The organism is Luteibacter sp. Sphag1AF, assembly GCF_014192715.1.
Classification (GTDB): Bacteria; Pseudomonadota; Gammaproteobacteria; order Xanthomonadales; family Rhodanobacteraceae; genus Luteibacter.
This window is the reverse complement of record NZ_JACHYH010000002.1, coordinates 119,797-141,649: the sequence shown is the minus strand read 5'-3', so window position 1 is coordinate 141,649 and position 21,853 is coordinate 119,797. Positions and strand designations below refer to the sequence as shown.

The 21,853-nt window shown below is 61.9% G+C and carries 15 protein-coding genes and 1 pseudogene; 12 read left to right on the top strand and 4 right to left on the bottom strand.

What is annotated here, in order from left to right:
• The first annotated feature begins 28 nt into the window (after positions 1–28).
• A complete protein-coding gene (locus FHW69_RS07525; RefSeq protein WP_183422438.1) occupies positions 29–460 on the top strand; it encodes a DUF4279 domain-containing protein in 432 nt (143 codons plus the stop codon).
• Positions 461–886: 426 nt separating this feature from the next.
• On the opposite strand, the pseudogene FHW69_RS19200 reads toward FHW69_RS07525, so the two are convergent.
• Positions 887–1,229: pseudogene (locus FHW69_RS19200) on the bottom strand (DUF1153 domain-containing protein).
• Between the two features lie 1,670 nt (positions 1,230–2,899).
• Here FHW69_RS19200 and FHW69_RS07515 point away from each other — a divergent pair.
• Positions 2,900–7,864: an RHS repeat protein gene (locus FHW69_RS07515; protein WP_183422437.1), complete on the top strand. Its 4,965-nt coding sequence runs from the start codon at positions 2,900–2,902 to the stop codon at positions 7,862–7,864.
• A 595-nt stretch (positions 7,865–8,459) separates the two neighbouring features.
• Here the strand turns inward: FHW69_RS07515 and parE are convergent.
• Both parE and FHW69_RS07505 read right to left on the bottom strand, forming a co-directional pair.
• Positions 8,460–10,349: a DNA topoisomerase IV subunit B gene (gene parE, locus FHW69_RS07510; RefSeq protein ID WP_183422436.1), complete on the bottom strand. Its 1,890-nt coding sequence runs from the start codon at positions 10,347–10,349 to the stop codon at positions 8,460–8,462.
• A 104-nt stretch (positions 10,350–10,453) separates the two neighbouring features.
• A complete protein-coding gene (locus FHW69_RS07505) occupies positions 10,454–12,253 on the bottom strand; it encodes an aminopeptidase P family protein (protein ID WP_183422435.1) in 1,800 nt (599 codons plus the stop codon).
• 127 nt (positions 12,254–12,380) lie between these two features.
• Here FHW69_RS07505 and FHW69_RS07500 point away from each other — a divergent pair, with 127 nt between their 5' ends.
• The 10 genes from FHW69_RS07500 to truD all read left to right on the top strand — a co-directional run bounded on the left by FHW69_RS07500 (position 12,381) and on the right by truD (position 21,161).
• Entirely contained in the window at positions 12,381–14,063 is a 1,683-nt protein-coding gene (locus tag FHW69_RS07500; RefSeq protein WP_183422434.1) for a CTP synthase, read from the top strand.
• Entirely contained in the window at positions 14,060–14,890 is an 831-nt protein-coding gene (gene kdsA / locus FHW69_RS07495; protein ID WP_183422433.1) for a 3-deoxy-8-phosphooctulonate synthase, read from the top strand. Before FHW69_RS07500 ends, kdsA begins: the two co-directional genes overlap by 4 nt.
• A complete protein-coding gene (locus FHW69_RS07490; protein ID WP_183422432.1) occupies positions 14,887–15,381 on the top strand; it encodes a hypothetical protein in 495 nt (164 codons plus the stop codon). The genes kdsA and FHW69_RS07490 overlap by 4 nt, the downstream gene beginning before the upstream one ends.
• A gap of 120 nt (positions 15,382–15,501) precedes the next feature.
• The gene (locus FHW69_RS07485) at positions 15,502–15,873 is read left to right on the top strand and encodes a hypothetical protein (protein ID WP_183422431.1); all 372 of its coding nucleotides are present in this window, start codon (positions 15,502–15,504) and stop codon (positions 15,871–15,873) included.
• A 23-nt stretch (positions 15,874–15,896) separates the two neighbouring features.
• A complete protein-coding gene (gene eno, locus FHW69_RS07480; RefSeq protein ID WP_183422430.1) occupies positions 15,897–17,192 on the top strand; it encodes a phosphopyruvate hydratase in 1,296 nt (431 codons plus the stop codon).
• Between the two features lie 10 nt (positions 17,193–17,202).
• A complete protein-coding gene (gene ftsB, locus FHW69_RS07475) occupies positions 17,203–17,541 on the top strand; it encodes a cell division protein FtsB (protein ID WP_183422429.1) in 339 nt (112 codons plus the stop codon).
• A 1-nt stretch (position 17,542) separates the two neighbouring features.
• Complete coding sequence (ispD, locus tag FHW69_RS07470) at positions 17,543–18,232, top strand: 2-C-methyl-D-erythritol 4-phosphate cytidylyltransferase (protein ID WP_183422428.1); 690 nt, start codon at positions 17,543–17,545, stop codon at positions 18,230–18,232.
• Positions 18,232–18,705, top strand: coding sequence for a 2-C-methyl-D-erythritol 2,4-cyclodiphosphate synthase (ispF, locus tag FHW69_RS07465; RefSeq protein WP_183422427.1), 474 nt, complete (start codon positions 18,232–18,234; stop codon positions 18,703–18,705). The genes ispD and ispF overlap by 1 nt, the downstream gene beginning before the upstream one ends.
• Positions 18,702–20,129, top strand: coding sequence for a magnesium transporter (gene mgtE, locus FHW69_RS07460; RefSeq protein WP_183422426.1), 1,428 nt, complete (start codon positions 18,702–18,704; stop codon positions 20,127–20,129). Before ispF ends, mgtE begins: the two co-directional genes overlap by 4 nt.
• An 18-nt stretch (positions 20,130–20,147) precedes the next feature.
• A complete protein-coding gene (gene truD / locus FHW69_RS07455) occupies positions 20,148–21,161 on the top strand; it encodes a tRNA pseudouridine(13) synthase TruD (protein ID WP_183422425.1) in 1,014 nt (337 codons plus the stop codon).
• Between the two features lie 61 nt (positions 21,162–21,222).
• On the opposite strand, the gene FHW69_RS07450 is transcribed toward truD, so the two are convergent.
• Entirely contained in the window at positions 21,223–21,765 is a 543-nt protein-coding gene (locus FHW69_RS07450; RefSeq protein WP_183422424.1) for a Smr/MutS family protein, read from the bottom strand.
• Between the last annotated feature and the right edge of the window lie 88 nt (positions 21,766–21,853).

The following is a 21,853-nucleotide window of genomic DNA, read 5'->3' as shown; positions in this document are numbered from 1 at the left end:
AGTCTGTCGATAGTAAGGGTGCCGTGTTATGACTGATGCTTTCGTGTGTGTGAGGATGTATCTGGAGGGTAAGGATCTCAATCCGGATATCGTCACATGCGCTTCTGGACTTGAGCCCTCGACGGTTGCGCGTATCGGTGAGCCGGTGACGTGGTGGTATGACGTCCCTCCGTTGCATGCCACAAATAGTTGGTCGCGCTTAGTGCGAGAGGCGTCTGCCGATGTATCAACTACGGCAAGAAAGGTTACGGATGCGATGCATTTACTAAAGGAGCCGTTGACTACCCTGCGCGGCTTCGGTTCCGGTCGTTTCGACGTGATGGTCGTGGAAGGGGTTGGCAAATATGAGACCCTGAATCCGGTTGAGTTTGTGCTCGACTCGGACGTTATTGGCCGCGTTTGCGAGACAGGCCTGCCGCTTAGAATTTCCGTAGGAAATGTTGTCGTTGATCCTGATTAGCAACGATCGAATGAATCGTTGCCCTCGCGATCATTACCCCTTTGCTCGCGATTGTCTTGTCTTTTCGCGTCATATTGACTGGCGGATGTCGCTTCTTCCTGGGGTGCGTGGTGCGTTGGTGTTGCGACCGACGGCAACGCCTGGATTCGTGGGCGCTGCCTGATGGGCCGCTTACGGACTTGCCAGCCCTTGAGCTGGAAGATACGTTGGACCGTGTTCTTGTTCATGCCAAGCAGGCCGGCGACGGTCCTATAGCCGAAAGACGGCTCCGCTTCGATAAGAGAGCGGCGATCGCCTCCTGGATCTTCGGCGGCGCCTTGGTCGGGCGGCAATAGACCGTCCGCCTCGCCACCCCAAACCAGCGGCGTAGCTTGACCATGGATACCTCGAACTCATCGGTAAGCAATCCCTGCTGAAGGGAGACCATCAGGTCTCCTCCTTGCCCAGCAGGGAGTGCAATTTTTTTCTGGCGCGCAGCTCTAGCATGGCTTCGCCGTAGGCCTCCTGAAGGTCTTTCAACTGCCGCTCGTACTGTTAGCGAACATCTTCCGGCTTGGCCCGCAAGGCGTTCTCCATGCAGCGCTTGGCATCCTCAACCCCGCCCCCCGATCTCCAAGAGCGGCAGATCGAACTGGCGGCTAGCTTCGGATATGGACGTCTTGCCCTGGATCACTTCCAGAACCAATGCCAATTTACGGCGGGCCGTCCAGCGCTTGATCTCTTCTTCCACCACGATGCTCGTGGGTGTGCTCCCTTGGGAAAGTAACACCTGAGCAGTATTTCAGTGGGTCATTACAGTTGCGCGCCAGGACGCCCTGTCGATGACGACATATGGGTGGCGTCCCGCCTGACCAGATGCCGACTCCTGCCTCGGGTGATCTGCAGTTGGGCTCAGAATCGAATCAACGCTTTTAGGCGAGACATCTGCGCCGGACTCATCGAGCTTGTACTTTTTTGAAGCGTCAAAATTTCGGCGCTCCTACATCGTAATCTGTAGCGAGCGTCTCCTGTCGCTCGACTGTTGACACGTTTCGCAATTTCTTTCTTAATTGACAGCATCACCGAAATTGCCTCGGTGTATGGGGAGGGGGAATGCGGCATGAAACTAGATGCGCGCGACAACGCCGCGCGGGCATTTTTTCGTGTGCGAGATCGACACGAGGAATGCTCGGCTTGACGAGCGAGGCAGGTGGGCAATCGTCAGCATGCGTCATGTCGGAGCAGCGATGACTCCCGCGCATTCATATGTCCTCCTTCGACCGAGTCGCCGCCAGATAGGCGGCGGAGCCGCTTGAATCACACCAGACGCACTGCTCGGGTTACAGGCCAAGGCATGTCCCTGCGGTTGTTCAAGCCGTTGCGCACGAAGATTCCTGTGCTTGCTGGCGAGCGAATGAAAGGAGCAGATCAGTGGGGGCTTCGTTCGCGTCGTCCGTAGTCGGCGCGCTATTTTTATAGCGCAGCCATGAGGCGCTTTAAGTGCACCCATATTATTCGTGTGTTTCCGTCATGAGGCGCAGGTGGGACGAGAGCGCGCAGGCGCCATGCGCAGAGGTGTCAGTCCTGATACGGGGTATCAACGAGCTGAAGGGCGAGGCGATGGGAGTGTCGGTGAATGACGTGAGTGGGCAGGCCTGCCGCTTAGAATGTCGGTAGGAAATGTTGTCGTTGATCCTGATTAGCAGCGATCGAATTCGTCGTTGCCTTGGGGATCATTACCCCTTTGCTCGCGATTGTTTGGTCTTTTCGCGTCATATCGGCTGGCGGATATCGCTTCTTCTGGGTGTGCGCGGTGGATTGGAGTGGATGATTTGAGTTTCGGTGGCGTTGACCTCGCCAGTGGGTTGAATCTGCTATCTGGATTTATCGTAATTTTTGATATTCATTTGTGATCCGCCCATTCGCGAGTGGACATGGATGTCGGTATTGGGATTTGTCTTGCCGTAAATCGGCTTGAGGGGATATTTGATGTTGTATTCGAAGCGCGGCATTCGTGTCGCGGGAATTGGTGTCGCCTTATTATTCGCTGGCGTGCTGACGGCGGGGTCTGTCGTTGCTCAGGTCGTCATGGGTTCGCCTGAGGATGAGTACAAGAAGCTAATCAAGGTAGATCAGGAAATTTCCCCGCTCGGAGATAACCCATTTGGTGAATCCGTCAATGTTTACGACGGTACCTTTTCCTTCCACGTCACCGACATTTCCGTCCCAGGAACTGGCCCCACCATTCAAATCAGCCGCACATTTGCCGTCGATGGAGATGTGGATGTACGACGTACCGAGGCAGCATTTGGCGATTGGGAGCTTGACGTCGCCAATTTCAACACGCTGACCAGTGCACAGGCCGCTTCTCGGCCGTATCCGCGTCAGGACGGCTGGGTTGTAAATTCGATTGCGCGTACGGATCGCTGTACGAATTTGGGTGGGCCGCCGGAAGTTCTCTTGAGACAGTTTGATTGGGTGGAGCCCGAGAAGTGGTGGACACAGGGTTTCACGTTAAGCATTCCTGGCATGGGCGATCAGGAGATCCTGGCGCGCGCCGATACGAGTCCGCCGCCGCCGCAGATGCCGGGTATCAACTTTGTTGCTTTGTCAAAGGAGAATTGGCACATCGGCTGTCTTGGTGCCACTGCCAATGGGGAAGCAGGTGAGGCATTCATTGCCGTGGGGCCTGATGGCACCAGGTACTGGCTCGATCATCTTTCGTACCGGATAGCGCGTGGTATGACGATTCTCCGCAAGCGTGGCCAGATGATGGTTACCCGCGTTGAGGATCGTTTTGGAAACTTTCTGACCTATTCGTACGATGGTGATCGCCTGTCGCGCATCGATGCGAGCGATGGACGGCGTGTGACGTTCAACTATGTGGGTGACAGGCCCCGGATTTCACAGGTCGTCGTCGTCGCTGGTGGCGCGACCAGAACCTGGTCGTATAGCTACACGACAGATGTTGCGGGAGCAACACTGAATCGCGTGGGCCTCCCTGATGGCACCGCGTGGAACTATGCATTGCAGGGATTGGCCTTCAATGTCCAGACGACCCCTGCATACGGAAGTTGTGCCGATCCGATATTCGCCGATGGCACGAAGGTGAAGTCTGGAACGATCTCGGCACCGTCCGGCCTTAATGGTTACTTCGAGGCGACGCCTACAACTCATGGCAGGTCCGCGGTCCCGCGAGTTTGCGATGCGACTCCAGTAAATTCGGGTTACCTGCTCATTACGCGGTATTACAACAATCTTGCGTTGACAAGGAAAGACATCACTGGCGCCATGCTCGGGACGCAGCGCTGGACGTACCGCTATCCCGTGGCGACAGCCAGCTGGCAGTCGGAATGTGGTGCCGGTTGTGGCACAACGACCTATAGCGATGTCATTGATCCGTCTGGTAACACGACGCGCTACGTCTTCAGCAATAAGTTCGATGCAACAGAAGGCAAGCCTGTCCGTACGGAGTATTACGCTGGCGTGGACAGTGGCTCGCCCTTGAAGATTGAGAGTTTCACTTACGCTGATCCTGCGCAGGGTCCTTGGCCGGCGAATTATGGATATAACTGGGGAAATTTCCTTAATGATGCCAAGGCGATGAGTGTTGCGCCGATGGCCAGGCAAACGATCGTCCAGGATGGCGACACATACAGCTCGGAAGTCCTCTCATTCGATGCCTTTGCAAGACCATTGCAAACCCGTCGTTTCAACAGCATGGGTGCGACAGTCACTGATGAGCGGTCCTACTACGACAACTACGCGATTTGGGTTCTGGGACTGCCGTTGCAGTCGAAGAACCTGACGACGGGTGAGGTCGTCAGCAGTAATACGTACAACACGACCAACGCCACCCTGACTGACCGCTATCAGTTTGGGCAGCACGTGATGAGCTACGCGTTCAACGCGCAGGGGCAGCTGGCCAGCTTTACCGACGGCAACAACCACACCACCACACTGCAAAACTACAAGCGTGGCATTCCGCAGCTGGTGGGCTACGCGGACGGCACCTCGCAGTCGCTGGTCGTGGATGACTTCGGCCAGATTTCTTCGATCACCAATCAAAACGGCGCTCGGACCTCGTACTGGTACGACGGCATGGGTCGTATTACCGACATCGCCTATCCGACGGGCAATGTGGCATGGGCGCCGAAGCATTTCCGCTACGACTATGTGACCACGGCCGAGCGAGGCATAGGGGGCGCGCACTGGCGCCGGGTGGTCAGTCAGGGCAACAAGTCACAGCTGACCTACTTTGACGCGATGCTCCGCCCCATTCTGTCGGGAACGTATCGAGACAACGACGGTGCCATGCATGTGTCGTCCCGTACCGACTATGACTGGCAGGGCCGCAAGACCTTCGTGTCCTATCCGGTCAATGGCGCCCCGGACATGATTGCCATCGGAGCAGGCGTACTCACTTCCTACGATGTACTGGGCCGCCCGGCGCAGTCGATACAGCATTCCGAGCAGGGCAATCTGGTCAGCACCACCCGTTATTTGAGCGGTGCACGCAAGCAGGTGACCGATCCGAAGGGCAACATCACCACGACCAGCTTCCAGGTGTTCGACCAGCCGTCGTATGACAACGTGATCCGCGTAGACGCGCCCGAGGGCGTGGTGCAGGTGATCGAGCGGGACATCTATGGCAATCCACTGTCCATCGCGCAGGGTGGTATCACCAAGCGTATGTACTACGACGCTTATCACCGGCTATGCCGTACTTCCGAGCCAGAGAGCGGCAGCGAAGTCATGGATTACGATGCCTCCAACAACGTGACCTGGAGTGCGACCGGCTTGACCATTGCCGACGGTGGCAGCGATGGCTGCGGTCGTGCTTCGGTGGCAACGGCCGCGCGCACGGTGCGTGGCTACGATGCGATGAATCGCATCACCTCGATGGTGTATCCGGGCGGCACGGACAGCAGCAGCTTTACCTACGATGCGTTGGGCAATCCGGCAACGGCTACCTCGGGCCTGGCATCCTGGACGTTTGGACGAAACGAACTGGGCCTGCTGACCGCTGAAGTGCTCAGTGTGGATGGCTACCAGTGGGCGCTGGGCTATGGCTACGACACCAACGGCGTACTCAGCACCATTCGCTACCCGGACGAAAAGATCGTCAGTTTCGCACCTGATGCGCTGGGTCGGCCGACTCAGGTGGGTGCGTATGCCAGCGGGGTGGCCTATTCGCCGGATGGCGACCTGGCTTCGTTCAACATGGGCAATGGCGCAAGCTATCTGGCCCAGAAGAACCTGCGTAACCTGATCAGCAATTTCAGTTACGGCACGGCCAGCAGTGTGCTGGTCAGTGAAGATTTCAGCTATGACGCGAACGCCAACGTCAGCAAGATCTCGGATCTGACCAACAACGGACAGCGCACCAAGGTCATGAGCTACGACGGCCTCAACCGCCTGACGAGCGCCACGGCGAGCAACCTGTGGGGTACCGAAAGCTACACCTACGACACGCTCAACAACATCCGCAGCCTGACCAACAGCGCTGGTACCAACACGTACAACTACGATCTGAACAACCTGCTGACCACCGTCACCAACGGTGGTGCAACCGTGCACAGCTTCCAGTACGACCCGCGTGGCAACACGATCAACAAGAACAATGTGGCGCTGACGTTCGACCAGGCCAACCGCCTGACCGCCATCGCGGGTCACGGCGCGTACCTTTACGACGCGGCGGGTCGCCGGGTGAAAAAGCAGTCCACGATTGACAATAAGACCACCTATTACGCCTATAACAGCGCCGGTCAGCTGATGTGGGAATACGAGCCGGCGGCCGATATCGGCACCGACTATATGTACCTGGGCAAGAAGCTGGTGGCCTCGGCCCGCGTGGATATGGCGGCTCTCCGGCCCTCGCAGGTCAACGTGACGCTGACCCTGTTGGGAGCGCCGACGATGTCCTCCGATGGCACCACGGTAACGGTCAATGTGGATATCGCCAACAATGGTACCGCCAGGCTCACGTCATCCGGCCGCCTTCCCGTGCATCTGTCTGCACGCATGTTCAATGCTGCTGGTGTGGATACCGGCATCGCCGCCCCGCGCTCGACCATCCCGGACATTCTCCCGGGCGGCCATGCCGCGGTCACGTTGAAGATTCCAGCGACCAGTTTTGTGGGCAAAGAGTATGTGTTGAACGTGAATCTCGTGCAGGAAGGGATCAACTGGTTCGATTCCTGGGGTACGAAGGCGATCCAGCTGGGGCCGTACTCGCCGTGTGCATTTGCTTCCACATACCTGTGCAACACCGAGTTCAACTTCAAGCCGAATGAAGCGAGGGTCGCGCTTACCGTGATCGGCAGCCCGACGCTGTCCAGCGACGGCCAGACCTTCGTTGCCAGTGTGGACGTTGCCAACAACGGCACGGCGGTCCTCAGTACGCGAGGCAGCAAGCCGCAGCGGCTGGGTACGCATTTCGCCAGCGGCAACCAGACCATCACCCTCAATGATCTGACCCGGGTGAGCCTGCCGGATATCGCACCCGGTACACACGTGGTTCTCACCGTACCTGTGCCCACCGCGGGCGCATTCGGGGCCAATCGCCTCGTGCAGTATGAAATCGTGCAGGAAGGTGTTGCGTGGTTCCGTGATTTCGGCATTCTTCCGATCTCGGTTGGCCCCTACGGCGTACTGACGTCGCCGACGTCGTCCAGCGACGGCAATTTCACCGTGCAGTGGACGGCAGTTCCGGGCGCGACGAAGTACGTGCTTCAAGAGCAGATCAGCGGTGGCGCATGGACCAACGTGCAGAGCAGTGCGGCGACCTCCTGGTCCACAAGCGGCCGGGCGAACGGTACTTACGTTTACCGTGTGCAGTTCTGCGGAAGCGCCGGGTGCTCGGCTGCGGAATTGACGACAACGACGACTGTGACGCTGACCACGCCGCCGTCCGCCGCGCCGACCATTACGGGCAGCGGCACCAGCAACACGGGAGCGTTCACCATCGGCTGGAGCACGGTGCCGGGTGCGACAACCTATGCGCTGTGGGAAAGCGTCAACAGCGCGCCGGGCACGCTGGTGCAGCAGAATGCGTCGGGCCAGTGGAATACCACCGGCCGCGGCAACGGCATGTACTACTACCAGGTGCAGGGTTGCAACGTGGCCGGATGCGGGCCGAAAAGTGCGTTGGCCACGGTGACGGTGTCACTCGTGCCCGCTACTCCGAGTGGCAGCATTCAATATACGTTCAAGGGTAAGGTCGACCAATACACGGCAGAGTGGGACGCTGTCGCCGGCGCCACGCGTTATGAAGTACAGCGTGTGGAAACAAGCACTCTGGTTTACAGCGGACCCGATCTTTCGTTCTTCCTGGAGGGGGGCGCCAGCCCTTACACGATGGTCTACAACTACCGTCTTCGCGCATGTAACGATGGTGGTTGTTCGGCCTGGCTCACCTTTTAGGACGCGATAGCGTAGCCAGCCCGTTTATGTGGCGCGGCGGGAGGAGGCATGCACATGCCTCCGGTATGACGTATTCGCAACGCAGAGGAAACGCGGGTTTGCCTCGCTGGCTACGAGGCGCTTGGCGCGTGGCTGCCCAGACCGATACGAGTAGAAACGAGCGATCGGTCGCGCGCGTGGGAATGCTTGGGCGAACACACCTTGGTTCTGGGCCGCAACGGGTCTGAAAGGAGAGCGTTGGTGGAGGTGCTGATTCACTGGTACGCCACCAACGACATATCGTGCCGCTGGATGCCTGAAAGGTGCATAGCCAACGAGCGAAACTGCTTGGCTGGGCTTGGCTTGGCTTGGCCGAACGAAGTTCCAATGTGGGCCCTGTGGCTAGGGGCTGGAAGCCGTTGGTTGCTTCGTTGAAACGACATTCGCGCTCTCGCTGCTATATGCAGCCCTCGGAAGGCACATAGGTGAGCAGAGTCATTTTCTCGATGAAAACGTCTGACAGGTTCTAGCCCGACAGAACGGCAGGCAGCGGCGAGGTCGGGGCGCAGACAATTCGGGCGAATGTGGCGCATCCCTGCGCCACGCAAACACAGCCTCAGACTTCGAGGGTTGCCATGTCGCCTTTTTCTTCAAGCCACTGCTTGCGGTCGCTGGCGCGCTTCTTGGCGAGCAGCATGTCCATCAGTTTGTGGGTGCCGTCGTCGGCTTCGACGGTCAGCTGCACGAGGCGGCGGGTGTCGGGGTGGATGGTGGACTCGCGCAGCTGCGCGGGGTTCATCTCGCCCAGACCCTTGAATCGGGTAACACTGACGGCGCCCTTCATCTTTTCGCGCTCGACCTTCTCAAGCATCAGGCGCTTCTCTTCTTCGTCGAGGCAGTAGAACACCTGCTTGCCCACGTCGACGCGGAAGAGCGGCGGCATGGCGACGAACGCATGGCCTTCGCGGACCAGTGCGGGGAAGTGGCGCAGGAACAGCGCAGACAGCAGTGTGGCGATGTGCAGGCCGTCGGAGTCCGCGTCGGCGAGGATGACTACCTTGCCGTAGCGCAGGCCGGAGAGGTCGTCCTTGCCCGGATCGCAGCCGATGGCCACCGCCAGATCGTGCACTTCCTGCGACGCGAGCACGCCGCCGGATTCCACTTCCCAGGTGTTGAGGATCTTGCCGCGCAGCGGAAGGATCGCCTGGAAGTCCTTGTCACGCGCCTGCTTGGCCGAACCGCCTGCCGAGTCACCTTCCACCAGGAAGAGTTCGGTGCGGGCCAGGTCGGTGGACGCGCAGTCGGCCAGCTTGCCGGGCAGGGCGGGGCCCTGGGTGATCTTCTTGCGCACGACTTGTTTGGCGGCCTTCAGTCGCGCGGATGCGCGCTCGATGGCCAGCTGGGCGATGCGCTCGCCCATGTCCACGTGCTGGTTCAGCCACAGGCTGAAAGCATCGTGCACGATGTTCTCGACCACGCCGGCGGCGTTGCGCGAGGACAGGCGTTCTTTTGTCTGGCCAGCGAACTGGGCATCCTGCAGCTTGACGCTAAGGACGAAGGCCAGGCGTTCCCACACATCTTCCGGCGCCAGCTTTACACCGCGCGGCAGCAGATTGCGCAGGTCGCAGAATTCGCGGATGGCGTTGGTAAGGCCGGAACGCAGACCGTTGACGTGCGTGCCACCCTGCGCGGTGGGGATGAGGTTGACGTAGCTTTCCTGCACCAGTTCGCCATCAGGCAGCCAGGTGAGGGCGACGCTGACCGCATCGGTTTCGCGTGCGAAGTGCTTCACGAACAGGTCGGGCGGCAATGCCTCGGCGCCTTCCAGCGCACCGCGCAGATAGTCGGAAAGTCCGTCTTCGTAGTACCACTCGACAGACTCGCCGGACGCCTCGTCGTGCAGCTTCACCGTGAGGCCTGCGCACAGCACCGCCTTGGCGCGCAGCAGGTGCTTGAGCTTGGTGACGAGAATCTTCGGTGTGTCGAAGTATTTCGGGTCGGGCCAGAAGCGCAGCGTGGTACCGGTGCGACGTTTCGGAACAGTGCCGATCACGTCCAGGTCGCTGATGCGGTCGCCATTGGCGAACGACATGCGGAATTCCTGGCCGTCGCGGCGGATGGTCACGTCAACGCGCGTGGACAGCGCATTGACCACCGACACGCCCACGCCGTGCAAACCGCCGGAGAAGGCGTAGTTCTTGTTGGAGAACTTGCCGCCGGCATGCAGTCGCGTGAGGATCAGTTCGACACCGGGAACGCCTTCTTCCGGGTGAATGTCCACCGGCATGCCGCGGCCGTCGTCGGACACCTCCACCGAGCCATCGGCAAATACCGTGACTTCGATGGTTTTGGCGTGGCCGGCGAGGGCCTCATCGACGGAGTTGTCGATGACTTCCTGGGCAAGGTGGTTCGGCCGCGTGGTGTCGGTGTACATGCCCGGCCGGCGCTTGACGGGGTCAAGGCCCGAAAGGACTTCGATGTCGGAAGCGTTGTAACGAGTATTCATGAGGCTCGCGGTCGTTCGTAGCCGTGCAGGATGGTCGGCACGGCGGGGCAGGTCAAGCTAACGGACGGCGGTGTCATGCCGTGAGACTGGAAGGGGGGGGCGCGTCAGAGCGGGGCGCAGTGCCACTCAAGCCATTCCCGGTCAGCCCCGTCCAGCAGTGGCGCCAGCGCGGCCCGCACCGTGGCGTGGTAATCGTCCAGCCAGGCGCGTTCAGAGGGTTCCAGTAGGCGTGGTTCCAGCCCGCGACGGTCGAAGGGGCACAGGGTCAGCGTCTCAAAGGCCAGAAAATCGCCGAATTCGGTGCTGTCGGCCTCGGTTACCACCGCCAGGTTCTCGTGGCGGATGCCGTAGCGGCCCGGCTTGTAGAGGCCTGGCTCGATGGATGTGATCATGCCCGGTTCCAGCGGGACCAGTGTCGCGCCGCTGCGGGGCGGGCGGATGCTGTGCGGGCCTTCATGCACATTGAGGAAATAGCCCACGCCGTGACCGGTGCCATGGCCGAAGTCCATGCAGGCAGCCCACAGCGGGGCGCGGGCGAGCGCGTCCAGTTGCTGGCCGCTGGCGCCCTTGGGGAAGCGGGCGCGGCTCAGGTGGATCATGCCCTTGAGCACCAGCGTGGAGTCGCGGCGCTGTTCGTCCGTGGTCGGCCCCAGCGCCAGCACGCGAGTAATGTCGGTGGTGCCGCCCAGATACTGGCCGCCGGAGTCGATCAGCAGCAGGCCTTTCGCGGCGAGCGCCGTGAAGTGCTCCGGCGTGGCGCGATAGTGCGGCAGGGCGCCGTTGGCTTCGTAGCCTGCGATGGTGGAGAAGCTTTCGCCCGTGAAGCCAGCTTGCGCGGCGCGGGCCTCGCGCACGATGGTGTCCACGTCCAGCTCGGTAAGGGGCTCCCCGGCTTGCAGGCCGGTTTCGATACGGCGGAAGGCCCGCACCAGCGCGGCACCGTCGCGGCGCATGACGTCGCGGATGTGCTCCAGTTCGTCGGCCGTCTTGCGGGCCTTGAGCGCCGTGGAGGGGGTGGCGGCCTTGACGACCCTGACGCCGGCCGGAATGCCCTCCGTGATCGCGATGACCACGCGCTGTGGGTCCAGCAGCAGCACCGCATCGTCGGGAAGGGCAGTCAGTGCGGCCGCCGCCGCGGCGTAATCCGCCACGGAAATGCCGTCGTCTGCCAGGGCTTTTTCAACGCCGGGTGCGAGACGCTGGCGGTCGGTGAACAGCGTGCCGTGCTCGGCCTCCAGTAGCAGGTGGGCGAGAAATACCGGGTTGAAGTCGACGTCGGCGCCGCGCAGGTTGGTCAGCCATGCGATGTCGTCCAGGCTGGAAATGACGTGATGGGTGGCCCCTGCCTTCGTCATGGCCTTGCGCACCTGGCGCAGCTTGTGCGCGCGGGATACGGCGGCATACGGCGCCACATGTTCGTAAACTTCTGCCGATGGCATGGCGGGACGGTCAGCCCAGACCTCGCCCGGCAGGTCCAGGTCGGTGCGCAGCGACGATCCCGCATCGCTGAGACGGCGCCTCAGGTCAGCCGCTTCGCCCGGGGACATGCTGTCGCCAGAAACCGCAACAGTGGATTGTGCAGGCACCTGCCCGATCACCCACGTCACATGCTCCGGCGTGTGCGGCACCAGCATCTTCATCAGTGGCACACCGGAGCCTTCCAGCTCGCGGGCGGCCTGATCGAAATAGCGGGAGTCAGTCCACAGTCCTGCCGAATCTGCAGTGACCACCAGTGTGCCGGCCGAGCCGGTGAAACCCGAAAGCCATTCGCGCGCCTGCCAGCGCGGTGGCAGGTATTCGGAAAGATGCGGGTCGGCGGTCGGGACGATCACGGCATGGACGCCGTGGCGGGACATGGCCTGGCGCAGGGCGTTCAGGCGGCTGGGGATCGTTTGATTAGGCATGCTTCATGGTAAGACGTCGGGGGCCATTGAGGGGAGTCGGACGTGTGATGTGCACTTCATTCAGCAAGACACTCGCCCCGCGGCGTCCTCTCCGCTAAAATGCCGATTTCCAGCACTGGCTGCTCGCATGACTCCCCTCATTTTCGTCACCGGCGGTGTGGTGTCTTCCCTCGGGAAGGGCATCGCAGCGGCGTCGCTCGCGTCCATTCTTGAGGCGCGGGGTCTTTCCGTGACCATGATGAAGCTCGATCCCTATATCAATGTGGATCCGGGCACCATGAGTCCCTTCCAGCACGGTGAGGTCTACGTCACCGACGACGGCGCCGAGACCGATCTGGACCTCGGCCACTACGAGCGCTTCGTGCGCACGCGTCTCACCGGCAAGAATTCGATCACGGCCGGCAAGATCTACGAATCGGTGATCCGCAAGGAGCGTCGCGGCGATTATCTCGGCGCGACGGTGCAGGTCATTCCGCACATCACCGATGAGATCAAGCACTCGATCCACGAGGCCACGCGCGGTTACGACGTGGCGCTGGTAGAAATCGGCGGCACCGTCGGCGACATCGAGTCGCTGCCGTTCCTTGAAGCCATCCGTCAGCTGCGTATCGAGCACGGCCCGGAAAAGTGCATGTTCATCCATCTCACCCTGGTGCCGTACATCAAGGCTGCGGGCGAGATCAAAACCAAGCCCACCCAGCATTCGGTGAAAGAACTGCGCTCCATCGGTATCCAGCCCGATGTGCTGCTGTGCCGTTGCGAGCAGCCGCTGCCCGAAGGCGAGCGCCACAAGATTGCGCTCTTTACCAACGTGCCAAAGCAGGCGGTGATCAGCACGGTCGACGTGGATGTGATCTACAAGCTGCCGATGTGGCTGCATGAGCAGGGTCTGGACGAACTGGTCGTCAAGCGCCTTGGTCTGGATGCGGCGCCCACGCCGGACCTGTCGGGCTGGATTCGCACGGTGGAAGCCGTGGAACATCCCAGCGACGAAGTCACCGTCGCCATCGTCGGCAAGTATGTGGAACACAAGGATGCCTACAAGTCGCTGGGCGAAGCGCTGCGTCATGGCGGCATCAAGCAGTCGGCACGTGTGAACCTGCGCTGGGTGGATTCGGAAGACGTCGAGGCACGCGGCGCCGCTGCCGTGCTGGGCGACGTCGACGCCATTCTGGTTCCCGGCGGCTTCGGCAAGCGCGGTTTCGAAGGCAAGGTGCTGGCCTCCCAGTACGCCCGCGAGAGTGGCGTGCCGTACTTCGGCATCTGCTACGGCATGCATGCTGCGGTTGTCGATTTCGCCCGTAACAAGGCTGGCCTCAAGGCGGCCGACTCCAGCGAAAACGACCGCAACACGCCTGATCCGGTCATCGGCCTCATCACTGAATGGACCACGGCGGCCGGCGAAGTCGAGCAGCGCACCGAGCGCTCCGACCTGGGCGGCACCATGCGCCTGGGTGCGCAGGAATGCCGCCTCAAGGCGGGCACGCTGGCGCGCGAGCTGTACGGCGAAGACGTGGTGCGCGAACGTCACCGTCACCGTTACGAATTCAACAACCGTTACCGCCAGTCGTTCGAGGATCTGGGCCTGGTCATCTCGGGCAAGTCGATGGACGACCTCCTGGTCGAAATCGTCGAGCTGCCGCAGCAGGTGCACCCGTGGTTCCTCGGCTGCCAGGCGCATCCGGAATTCACCTCCACGCCGCGCGACGGCCATCCGCTGTTCATCGGTTTCGTGCGCGCTGCGCGTGAATTCAAGGCGGTTCGCGAAGGTGACCGGCTTGCCAACGTTTCCCGGGAGTCGCTTGCATGAAGCTCTGTGGTTTTGAAGTAGGCCTGGATCAGCCGCTGTTTGTGATTGCCGGCCCCTGCGTCATCGAGTCGATGCAGTTGCAGCTGGACGTTGCCGGTCAGTTGAAGGAAATCACGGGTCGCCTCGGCATCAACTTCATTTTCAAGTCCAGCTTCGACAAGGCCAACCGCTCGTCGGGCAACAGCTTCCGTGGCCCCGGTCTGGAAGAAGGCCTGAAAGTGCTGGATGCGGTGAAGAAGCAGATCGGCGTGCCGGTCATCACCGACGTGCACGAATACACCCCGCTCAACGAAGTCACCGCGGTGGTCGACGTGTTGCAGACGCCCGCCTTTCTGTGCCGCCAGACGGATTTCATCCAGAACGTGGCCCGTGCGGGCAAGCCGGTCAACATCAAGAAGGGCCAGTTCCTTGCCCCGTGGGACATGAAGAACGTGGTGCAGAAGGCCTTTGATGTGGGCAACCACGACATCATGGTCTGCGAGCGCGGCGCGAGCTTCGGCTACAACAACCTTGTGTCCGACATGCGTTCGCTTGCCGTGATGCGTGAAACCCAGTGCCCGGTCGTTTTCGACGCCACCCATTCGGTGCAGCTGCCGGGCGGGCAGGGCACCAGTTCCGGTGGTCAGCGTGAATTCGTGCCGGTGCTGGCGCGTGCCGCCGTGGCAGCGGGCGTGTCGGGCCTGTTTGCCGAAACGCATCCGGACCCGTCCAAGGCATTGAGCGACGGCCCCAACGCGTGGCCTCTGGGTCAGATGGAAGAGCTGCTGGAAACGCTTCTGGAGCTGGACCAGGTGGTCAAGCGTCGCGGATTCAGGGATCACGCATGACGCGCGCCGCGCGCCTGCTGGCACTGGCCTGCATCGTGGCGTTCAGTGCGCCCGTGCTGGCGGACCCGCCGCCGGCGCGCAGCCCGTATGCGCCGCTCACGTCGGAAGAGTGGAAGCTGCTGATGGCTGATTATCGCCAGGTGGCCGCCTGTGAAGACGGCTACATGAGCAAGCAGAACATCAACGGCGGCGAAGTGGGTCGCCGTCTTGCCGATTCGGGCAAGGCCGCCGAGGTGCGCGAAAAGGCGCTTGCGTTGCTGGACGCCGAGTCGCCCTGGCGCAAGTCGCTCACCCAGTCCGGCGGCGATGCGGCCAACCAGACCACGCAGGCGCTGATGGCCCTGATGATGGACGCCAACCAGGACGGTCGCACGCGCACCGAAACGGCCGTTCGTGCCGGCTATGCCCGTTATTTCACGGCAATGGCCACGCAGGGAACCTGCACGACGCCTCCGGGTTTCATTGAACTGCTCGAAAAAGGCGCGCATTGACGTTGCGCGCGATGCAGCTGGCATGACCTTATGCCGGGCATCCTTAGTATGATGGCGCCCTACGGCGCGACTCTTCCGCCGCTATCCACCGTAATTTTGGGCCTTGGGAGGGCGCGCACGATGAGCGAAGACACCGGCATCACGCCGTCGGCGGCCGAAACAGCCGCAGTCGCGCGTGTTCCCCATTCGGGGCCGGGTATTGCTTCGTTCGTGGTGGCACTGATCAGCGGCTGCGGCATCGTCCTGTGTCTTGGCATCACCAGCATGCTGGTGGCCGATGGCCAGTCGGACGAAACCACCGACGCTTTCTCCCTGCTCGGCATGGGCATGTTTCTTTTTCTGATCGGCGCCCTGGTGGGTGTCGCGCTTGGTCTTGTCGGCCTTCGCCGCCCTGGCCGACGCCGCACGCTTGCCGCGGTCGGTCTGGTTTTCAATGGTTTCATCCTTCTCGGCTCCGCAGCGCTCATGGCGCTCGGGGCGCTGGTTAAATAGTTTCCAACACCTACGGAATACGCATGACCACTGATATCACTCGCATTCACGCTCGCGAAATCCTCGATTCCCGCGGCAATCCCACGCTTGAGGCCGAGATCACGCTGGCTGATGGTTCGTTCGGTCGTGCGGCTGTGCCGAGCGGTGCGTCTACCGGTTCGCGCGAAGCCGTTGAGCTTCGCGACGGCGACAAGTCCCGCTACGGCGGCAAGGGCGTCACCAAGGCCGTCGGCAACGTCAACAGCGAAATCGCTTCGGCGCTGAAGGGCTTCGATGCGGCTGATCAGAAGGGTCTGGACAGCAAGCTCATCGCACTGGATGGTACCCCGAACAAGGGCCGCCTGGGTGCCAACGCGCTGCTGGGCGTTTCCATGGCGGCGGCGCACGCCGTGGCCGCGTCGCGCAAGCAGGCGCTGTGGCAGTACCTGTCGCTGGGAAACAACACGCTGCCCGTGCCGATGATGAACATCATCAACGGCGGCGCGCATGCCGACAACAATGTGGACGTGCAGGAATTCATGGTGCTTCCGGTTGGCGCGCCCACGTTTGCCGAAGCGCTGCGTCATGGCGCAGAAATCTTCCACGCGCTGAAGTCGGTGCTGAAGGGCCGTGGCCTGAACACCGCCGTGGGCGACGAAGGCGGCTTCGCGCCCAACCTCCGCTCCAACGTGGAAGCGCTGGACACCATCCTGGAAGCGGTGAACCTCGCCGGTTACAAGGTGGGCAGCGACATCCTGCTGGGCCTGGATGTGGCCAGCACGGAGTTCTTCAAGGACGGCAAGTACGATCTGGAAGGCGAGGGCAAGAAGTACTCGCCGGGCGAGTTCGTTGACCTGCTGGCCTCGTGGGCCAAGCAGTACCCGATCGTCACCATCGAAGACGGCATGTCCGAAGGCGACTGGGACGGCTGGAAGCTGCTCACCGAGAAGGTGGGTCAGAGCGTGCAGCTGGTCGGCGACGACCTGTTCGTGACCAACCCGGCCATCTTCAAGGAAGGCATCGACAAGCACATCGCCAACGCCATCCTGATCAAGGTCAACCAGATCGGTACGCTGTCCGAGACGCTGGAAGCCATCGCAATGGCCGACAAGGCGAAGTACGCGGCGATCATCTCGCACCGTTCGGGCGAGACCGAAGACACCACGATTTCGGACATCGCCGTGGCGACCACCGCCACGCAGATCAAGACCGGTTCGCTGTGCCGCACCGACCGCGTCGCCAAGTACAACCAGCTGCTTCGCATTGAAGAGGCCCTGGGCTCGGCAGCGCGCTACGCGGGTCGCAACGCGTTCCCGAACCTCGCCAAGCTGCCCGGCTGAGTCCCGTCCCTTGAGCAACGCCGCCGTACTTCGCTGGATCGGTCTCGCCCTGATCATTCTGCTGATCGGCCTGCAGCTTAAGCTGTGGGTCGGTAGTGGCAGCATGCATGAGGTGGAGACGCTGCGCGACAGTCTGAAGACGCAGGCCGATGAGAATCTCGAACTGCAAAAGCGCAATCAGGCGCTTGCGGCGGACGTTGAAGACCTCAAGCACGGCGAGCAGGCCACCGAGGCCCGCGCCCGTTCGGAGCTGGGTCTGATCAAGCCGGGCGAAACGTTTTATCAGATCGTGGAACCATCCAGCGTCAAGGCACCTCCGACGCCGCCGCCCATCGACGGCGGGCACTGACATGCGTGGTTTGTGGTGTGTCGTTCCGGCAGCGGGTCGGGGTGTGCGTGCCGGCGGTGATCGGCCAAAGCAGTACCAGTTGCTGGGTGGGCGGCCGCTGATCGGGCACACGCTTGAGCGGCTTGCCGCGCATCCGTCCATTGCCGGCCTGATGGTCGTGCTGGGCGGCGGCGACACCTTCTGGCCGTCCATTTCCGTGGCGACGCACAAACCGGTTCTCACAGCCGTGGGCGGTGGCGAGCGCAGTGATTCGGTGCTGGCCGGCGTGCTGGCGTTGCCTTCGGAGGTGGCTCACGACGACTTCGTGCTGGTGCATGACGCCGCAAGACCTTGCGTTCGCGAGGCGGATATCCAGCGCCTGATTGATCTGGCCAGTCGTACCGACGGCGGCCTGCTGGGGGCGCCTCTGCGCGATACCCTCAAACATAGCGATGCGTCCGGGCGTAGCCTTGGCACGGAACCGCGTGAACGGCGCTGGCGTGCTTTCACGCCGCAGATGTTCCGTCGTGGTGCACTGATCGACGCACTGATGGTGGCGCGAGAGGAAGGCACGGCGGTAAGCGACGAGGCCATGGCGATGGAGCGGCGCGGCATCGCGCCTCTGCTTGTCGAAGGCTCGGAAGACAATATCAAGGTGACCACGCCGGCCGACTTCGCGCTGGCGGAGTTCCTGCTTGAGAGGACCCGGTAATGCGCATTGGGCAGGGATTTGACGTTCACGCGTTTGGTCTGGGTGACCATGTGATGCTCGGTGGCGTGCGCGTTTCGCACACCCAGGGTTTGCTGGCCCATTCCGACGGTGACGTGGTGTTGCACGCGCTTTGCGATGCACTGCTTGGCGCACTGGCGCTGGGTGACATCGGCAAGCACTTTCCGCCCAGTGACGAACGCTGGCGCGGTGCGGACAGCCGCACGTTTGTGCGCGCCATTGCAGACATGCTGGTTGAGCACGGTTACGAACTGGGTAACGCGGACATCACGGTGATCTGCGAAGCGCCCAAGGTCGGGCCGCACGCGCACGCCATGCGCGAGGCAATTGCGCAGGATCTGCGCGTGGGCGTGGATCGCATCAGCATCAAGGCCACCACGACCGAAACACTCGGTTTCACCGGCCGGCGCGAAGGTATCGCAGCGATGGCCGTCGTGCTGCTGGTTCGCGCATGAGCGAGACCGAATCACGCGTTTCGACGCACAGGCTGCATGATCGCCTTGAGGTGATCGAGGGGCTGCTGCGCCGGCGTGATGATCTTCTGGAGCACGCGGCGGCTACGCCGGACGGCAACGCGGAAGCGCTGGAAAGCGCCAACGCCACGCTTCAGGCCATGCTGGATGAACTGCATCCGGCCGACATGGCCGACGTGCTGGAGTCGTTGCCGCTGGAAGACCGCATCGCGGTCTGGCAGTTGGTGAAGACCGAGCGGGATGGTGAAATCCTTCTCGAAGTGTCCGATTCGGTGCGCGAATCGCTGATCGCGGACATGGACGACAGCGAGATTCTTGCCGCCGTCGAGCCGCTGGACGCGGATGAACTGGCTGATCTGGTCGACGACCTGCCGACAGAAGTCTTGCCCGAACTCATGGCAAGCCTGGACGCGCAGCAGCGCGAGCGCGTGCAGTCGGCCCTTTCTTACGCGGAAGATCAGGTCGGTGCATTGATGGACTTCGAGATGGTTACCATCCGCGAAGACATCAGTCTGGAAACCGTACTGCGCTATCTGCGCCGCTTCGATGAATTGCCCGAACAGACCGACAAGCTGTTCGTGGTCAACAGCGAGAATCTCCTGACCGGCGTGCTGCCGCTGCACTGGCTGCTGGTGAATTCGCCCGATCGTATGGTCACGGATGTGATGGCGCCGGACGTCAACACGTTTCGTCCTGAGGACGACGCGTACGAGGTGGCTCAGGCCTTCGAGCGCTACGACCTGGTGACCGCGCCCGTGGTGGATGACGCCGGCCGCCTGATTGGCCGCATCGCCGTGGATGCGATGGTCGATCTCATTCGCGAGGAAGGTGAGGCCGAAGCGCTGTCGCGCGGCGGCCTGCGCGAGGAAGAAGACATCTTCGCGTCCATCTGGAAGTCAGTGCGCAACCGCTGGGCATGGCTGGCCATCAACCTCATCACGGCGTTTGTCGCCTCGCGCGTCATCGGCCTGTTCGAGCATTCCATCGAGAAGCTAGTGGCGCTGGCTGCCCTGATGCCCATCGTGGCAGGCATTGGTGGCAATTCGGGCAACCAGACCATCACGATGATCGTGCGCGCCATGGCGCTTGAGCAGGTGGGCGTCAATGGCCTGCGCCGGCTGTGGCGCAAGGAGCTGGGCGTTGCGCTCATCAATGGCCTGGTCTGGGGTGGCGTGATCGGTGTGGTGGCGTGGCTTCTGTATGGCAACGCGGCGCTGGGTCTGGTGATGACCTGCGCCATGACACTCAATCTGCTGCTCGCCGCCTTCATGGGCGTGGGCATCCCCATGCTGATGGCCAGGGCGGGACGCGATCCTGCGCTGGGTTCCAGCGTGCTGATCACCGCCATGACGGACAGCGGTGGCTTTTTCATTTTTCTGGGTCTGGCAACGATTTTCCTGCTGTGACCGGCAAGGCGACAGAACATGGCTGATAACGAACTTCCTTTTGCCTTTGGCAATCCCCCGCTTGAGGCGCGCCTTCGCGTATCGGCGGAAGACTTCTTCGTCGAGGAAATCCTGGGCTATGAAGCCGACGGCGAGGGCGAGCATGCTCTGCTGATCGTTGAGAAGCGCGGCGCAAATACCGATTGGGTTGCGCGCGAGCTGGCGAAATTCGCTGGCACCTCGCCGATGAATGTGAGCTACGCGGGCATGAAGGATCGCCATGCGGTTACCCGCCAAGCCTTCACCGTGCAGCTACCGGGCAAGGCCGATCCGGACTGGTCCACCTTTCCGCATGAAGATGTTCGTGTGCTGTCCAGCGCGCGGCACAAGCGCAAGATCAAGCGCGGCGCATTGCGCGGCAACCGCTTCGTGATCGTGCTGCGTGATGTGCAGGGTGATCGCGAGGCAGCGGAGCAGCGTCTGGCGGCCATCGCCGCGCGTGGCGTTCCGAACTACTTTGGCGAGCAACGGTTTGGTCTGGGCGGCAACAATGTGGATCAGGCTCGGCAGATGTTTGGTGGCCGCCGGGTGGATCGCGACAAGCGTTCCATTCTGCTGTCTGCTGCCCGTTCGCATATTTTCAATGGCGTGTTGGCCGAGCGCGTGAACCAGGATGTCTGGGACAAGCCGATGGACGGCGAGATCTGGTCACTCAATGGCTCCCGTTCGTGGTTTGGTCCGGAAGCGTTCGACGAGACCCTGGCGGGACGTCTATCCAGCGGCGACATTCATCCGTCGGGCCCGCTGTGGGGTAGCGGCGACACGCCTGCCGGTGCCGATGCCGGCGAACTGGAGCGCTCCGTGGCAGCTCGCGATCAGGCCCTGGCCGATGGTTTGGCGGGGGCGCGCATGGATCAGGAGCGGCGGCCGCTGCGTCTGTTTCCGCAGGACCTGTCCTGGCGCTGGCTGGACGACGGCGCGCTGGAAATGTCATTTGGCCTGCCGTCGGGTGCCTATGCCACGACGGTGATTCGCGAGGTTTCGCGTACCTGATGCCGGTGGGGGGAGTTTCGTCCCCGGTTCTGGCGTCTTCTGGTCAGTACCCTTCGCGCGCTCAGGCTTTCAGCAGCACCACCACGGCACCGGTTCCGCCCTGCATCGCACGGGCGGAGGCGAAGGCCACCACGTCGTCGCGGCGACGCAGGAGACGGTCGGTCAATCCTTTCAGGACAGGCCCCTGTGCTTTGGAGCGCAGACCTTTGCCGTGGATGATGCGCACACAGCGAATGCCCTCGTGATGACATTCCGCCAGAAATTCCGCGATGGTCATTTGCGCAGCGGCGGCATTCATCTGGTGCAGGTCCACGTCCGCCTGGATGCTGAACTGGCCGCGTTTGAGCTGACGCAGCACCTTGGGCGGATAGCCATCGCGCAGGTACGACAACTCTTCGCCCACCTCAAGATCGGCCGGGTCGAAGTCCATCAGCAATAATTCGGCCGGAACGGCCGCCTCATCGGCATCGCGCATGTGGGGATGCGGGGCAGGTCGAGGCTTGCCGGGCGCCGCTTCCACCGGCTGCATGGGCCGCACGTCGCCGATGGCCTCCCGGAAAAGGCGGCTGTCCTGGTCGTCAACGGAAGGGGCGCGGCGTGTCATGGGTCCATCCTACAATGGTCGCCAGCATCCCATGTGTCCATGAATCCCGGAGGTCAAGTCCGGTAGACTCAGGGACAGGAATCATTCG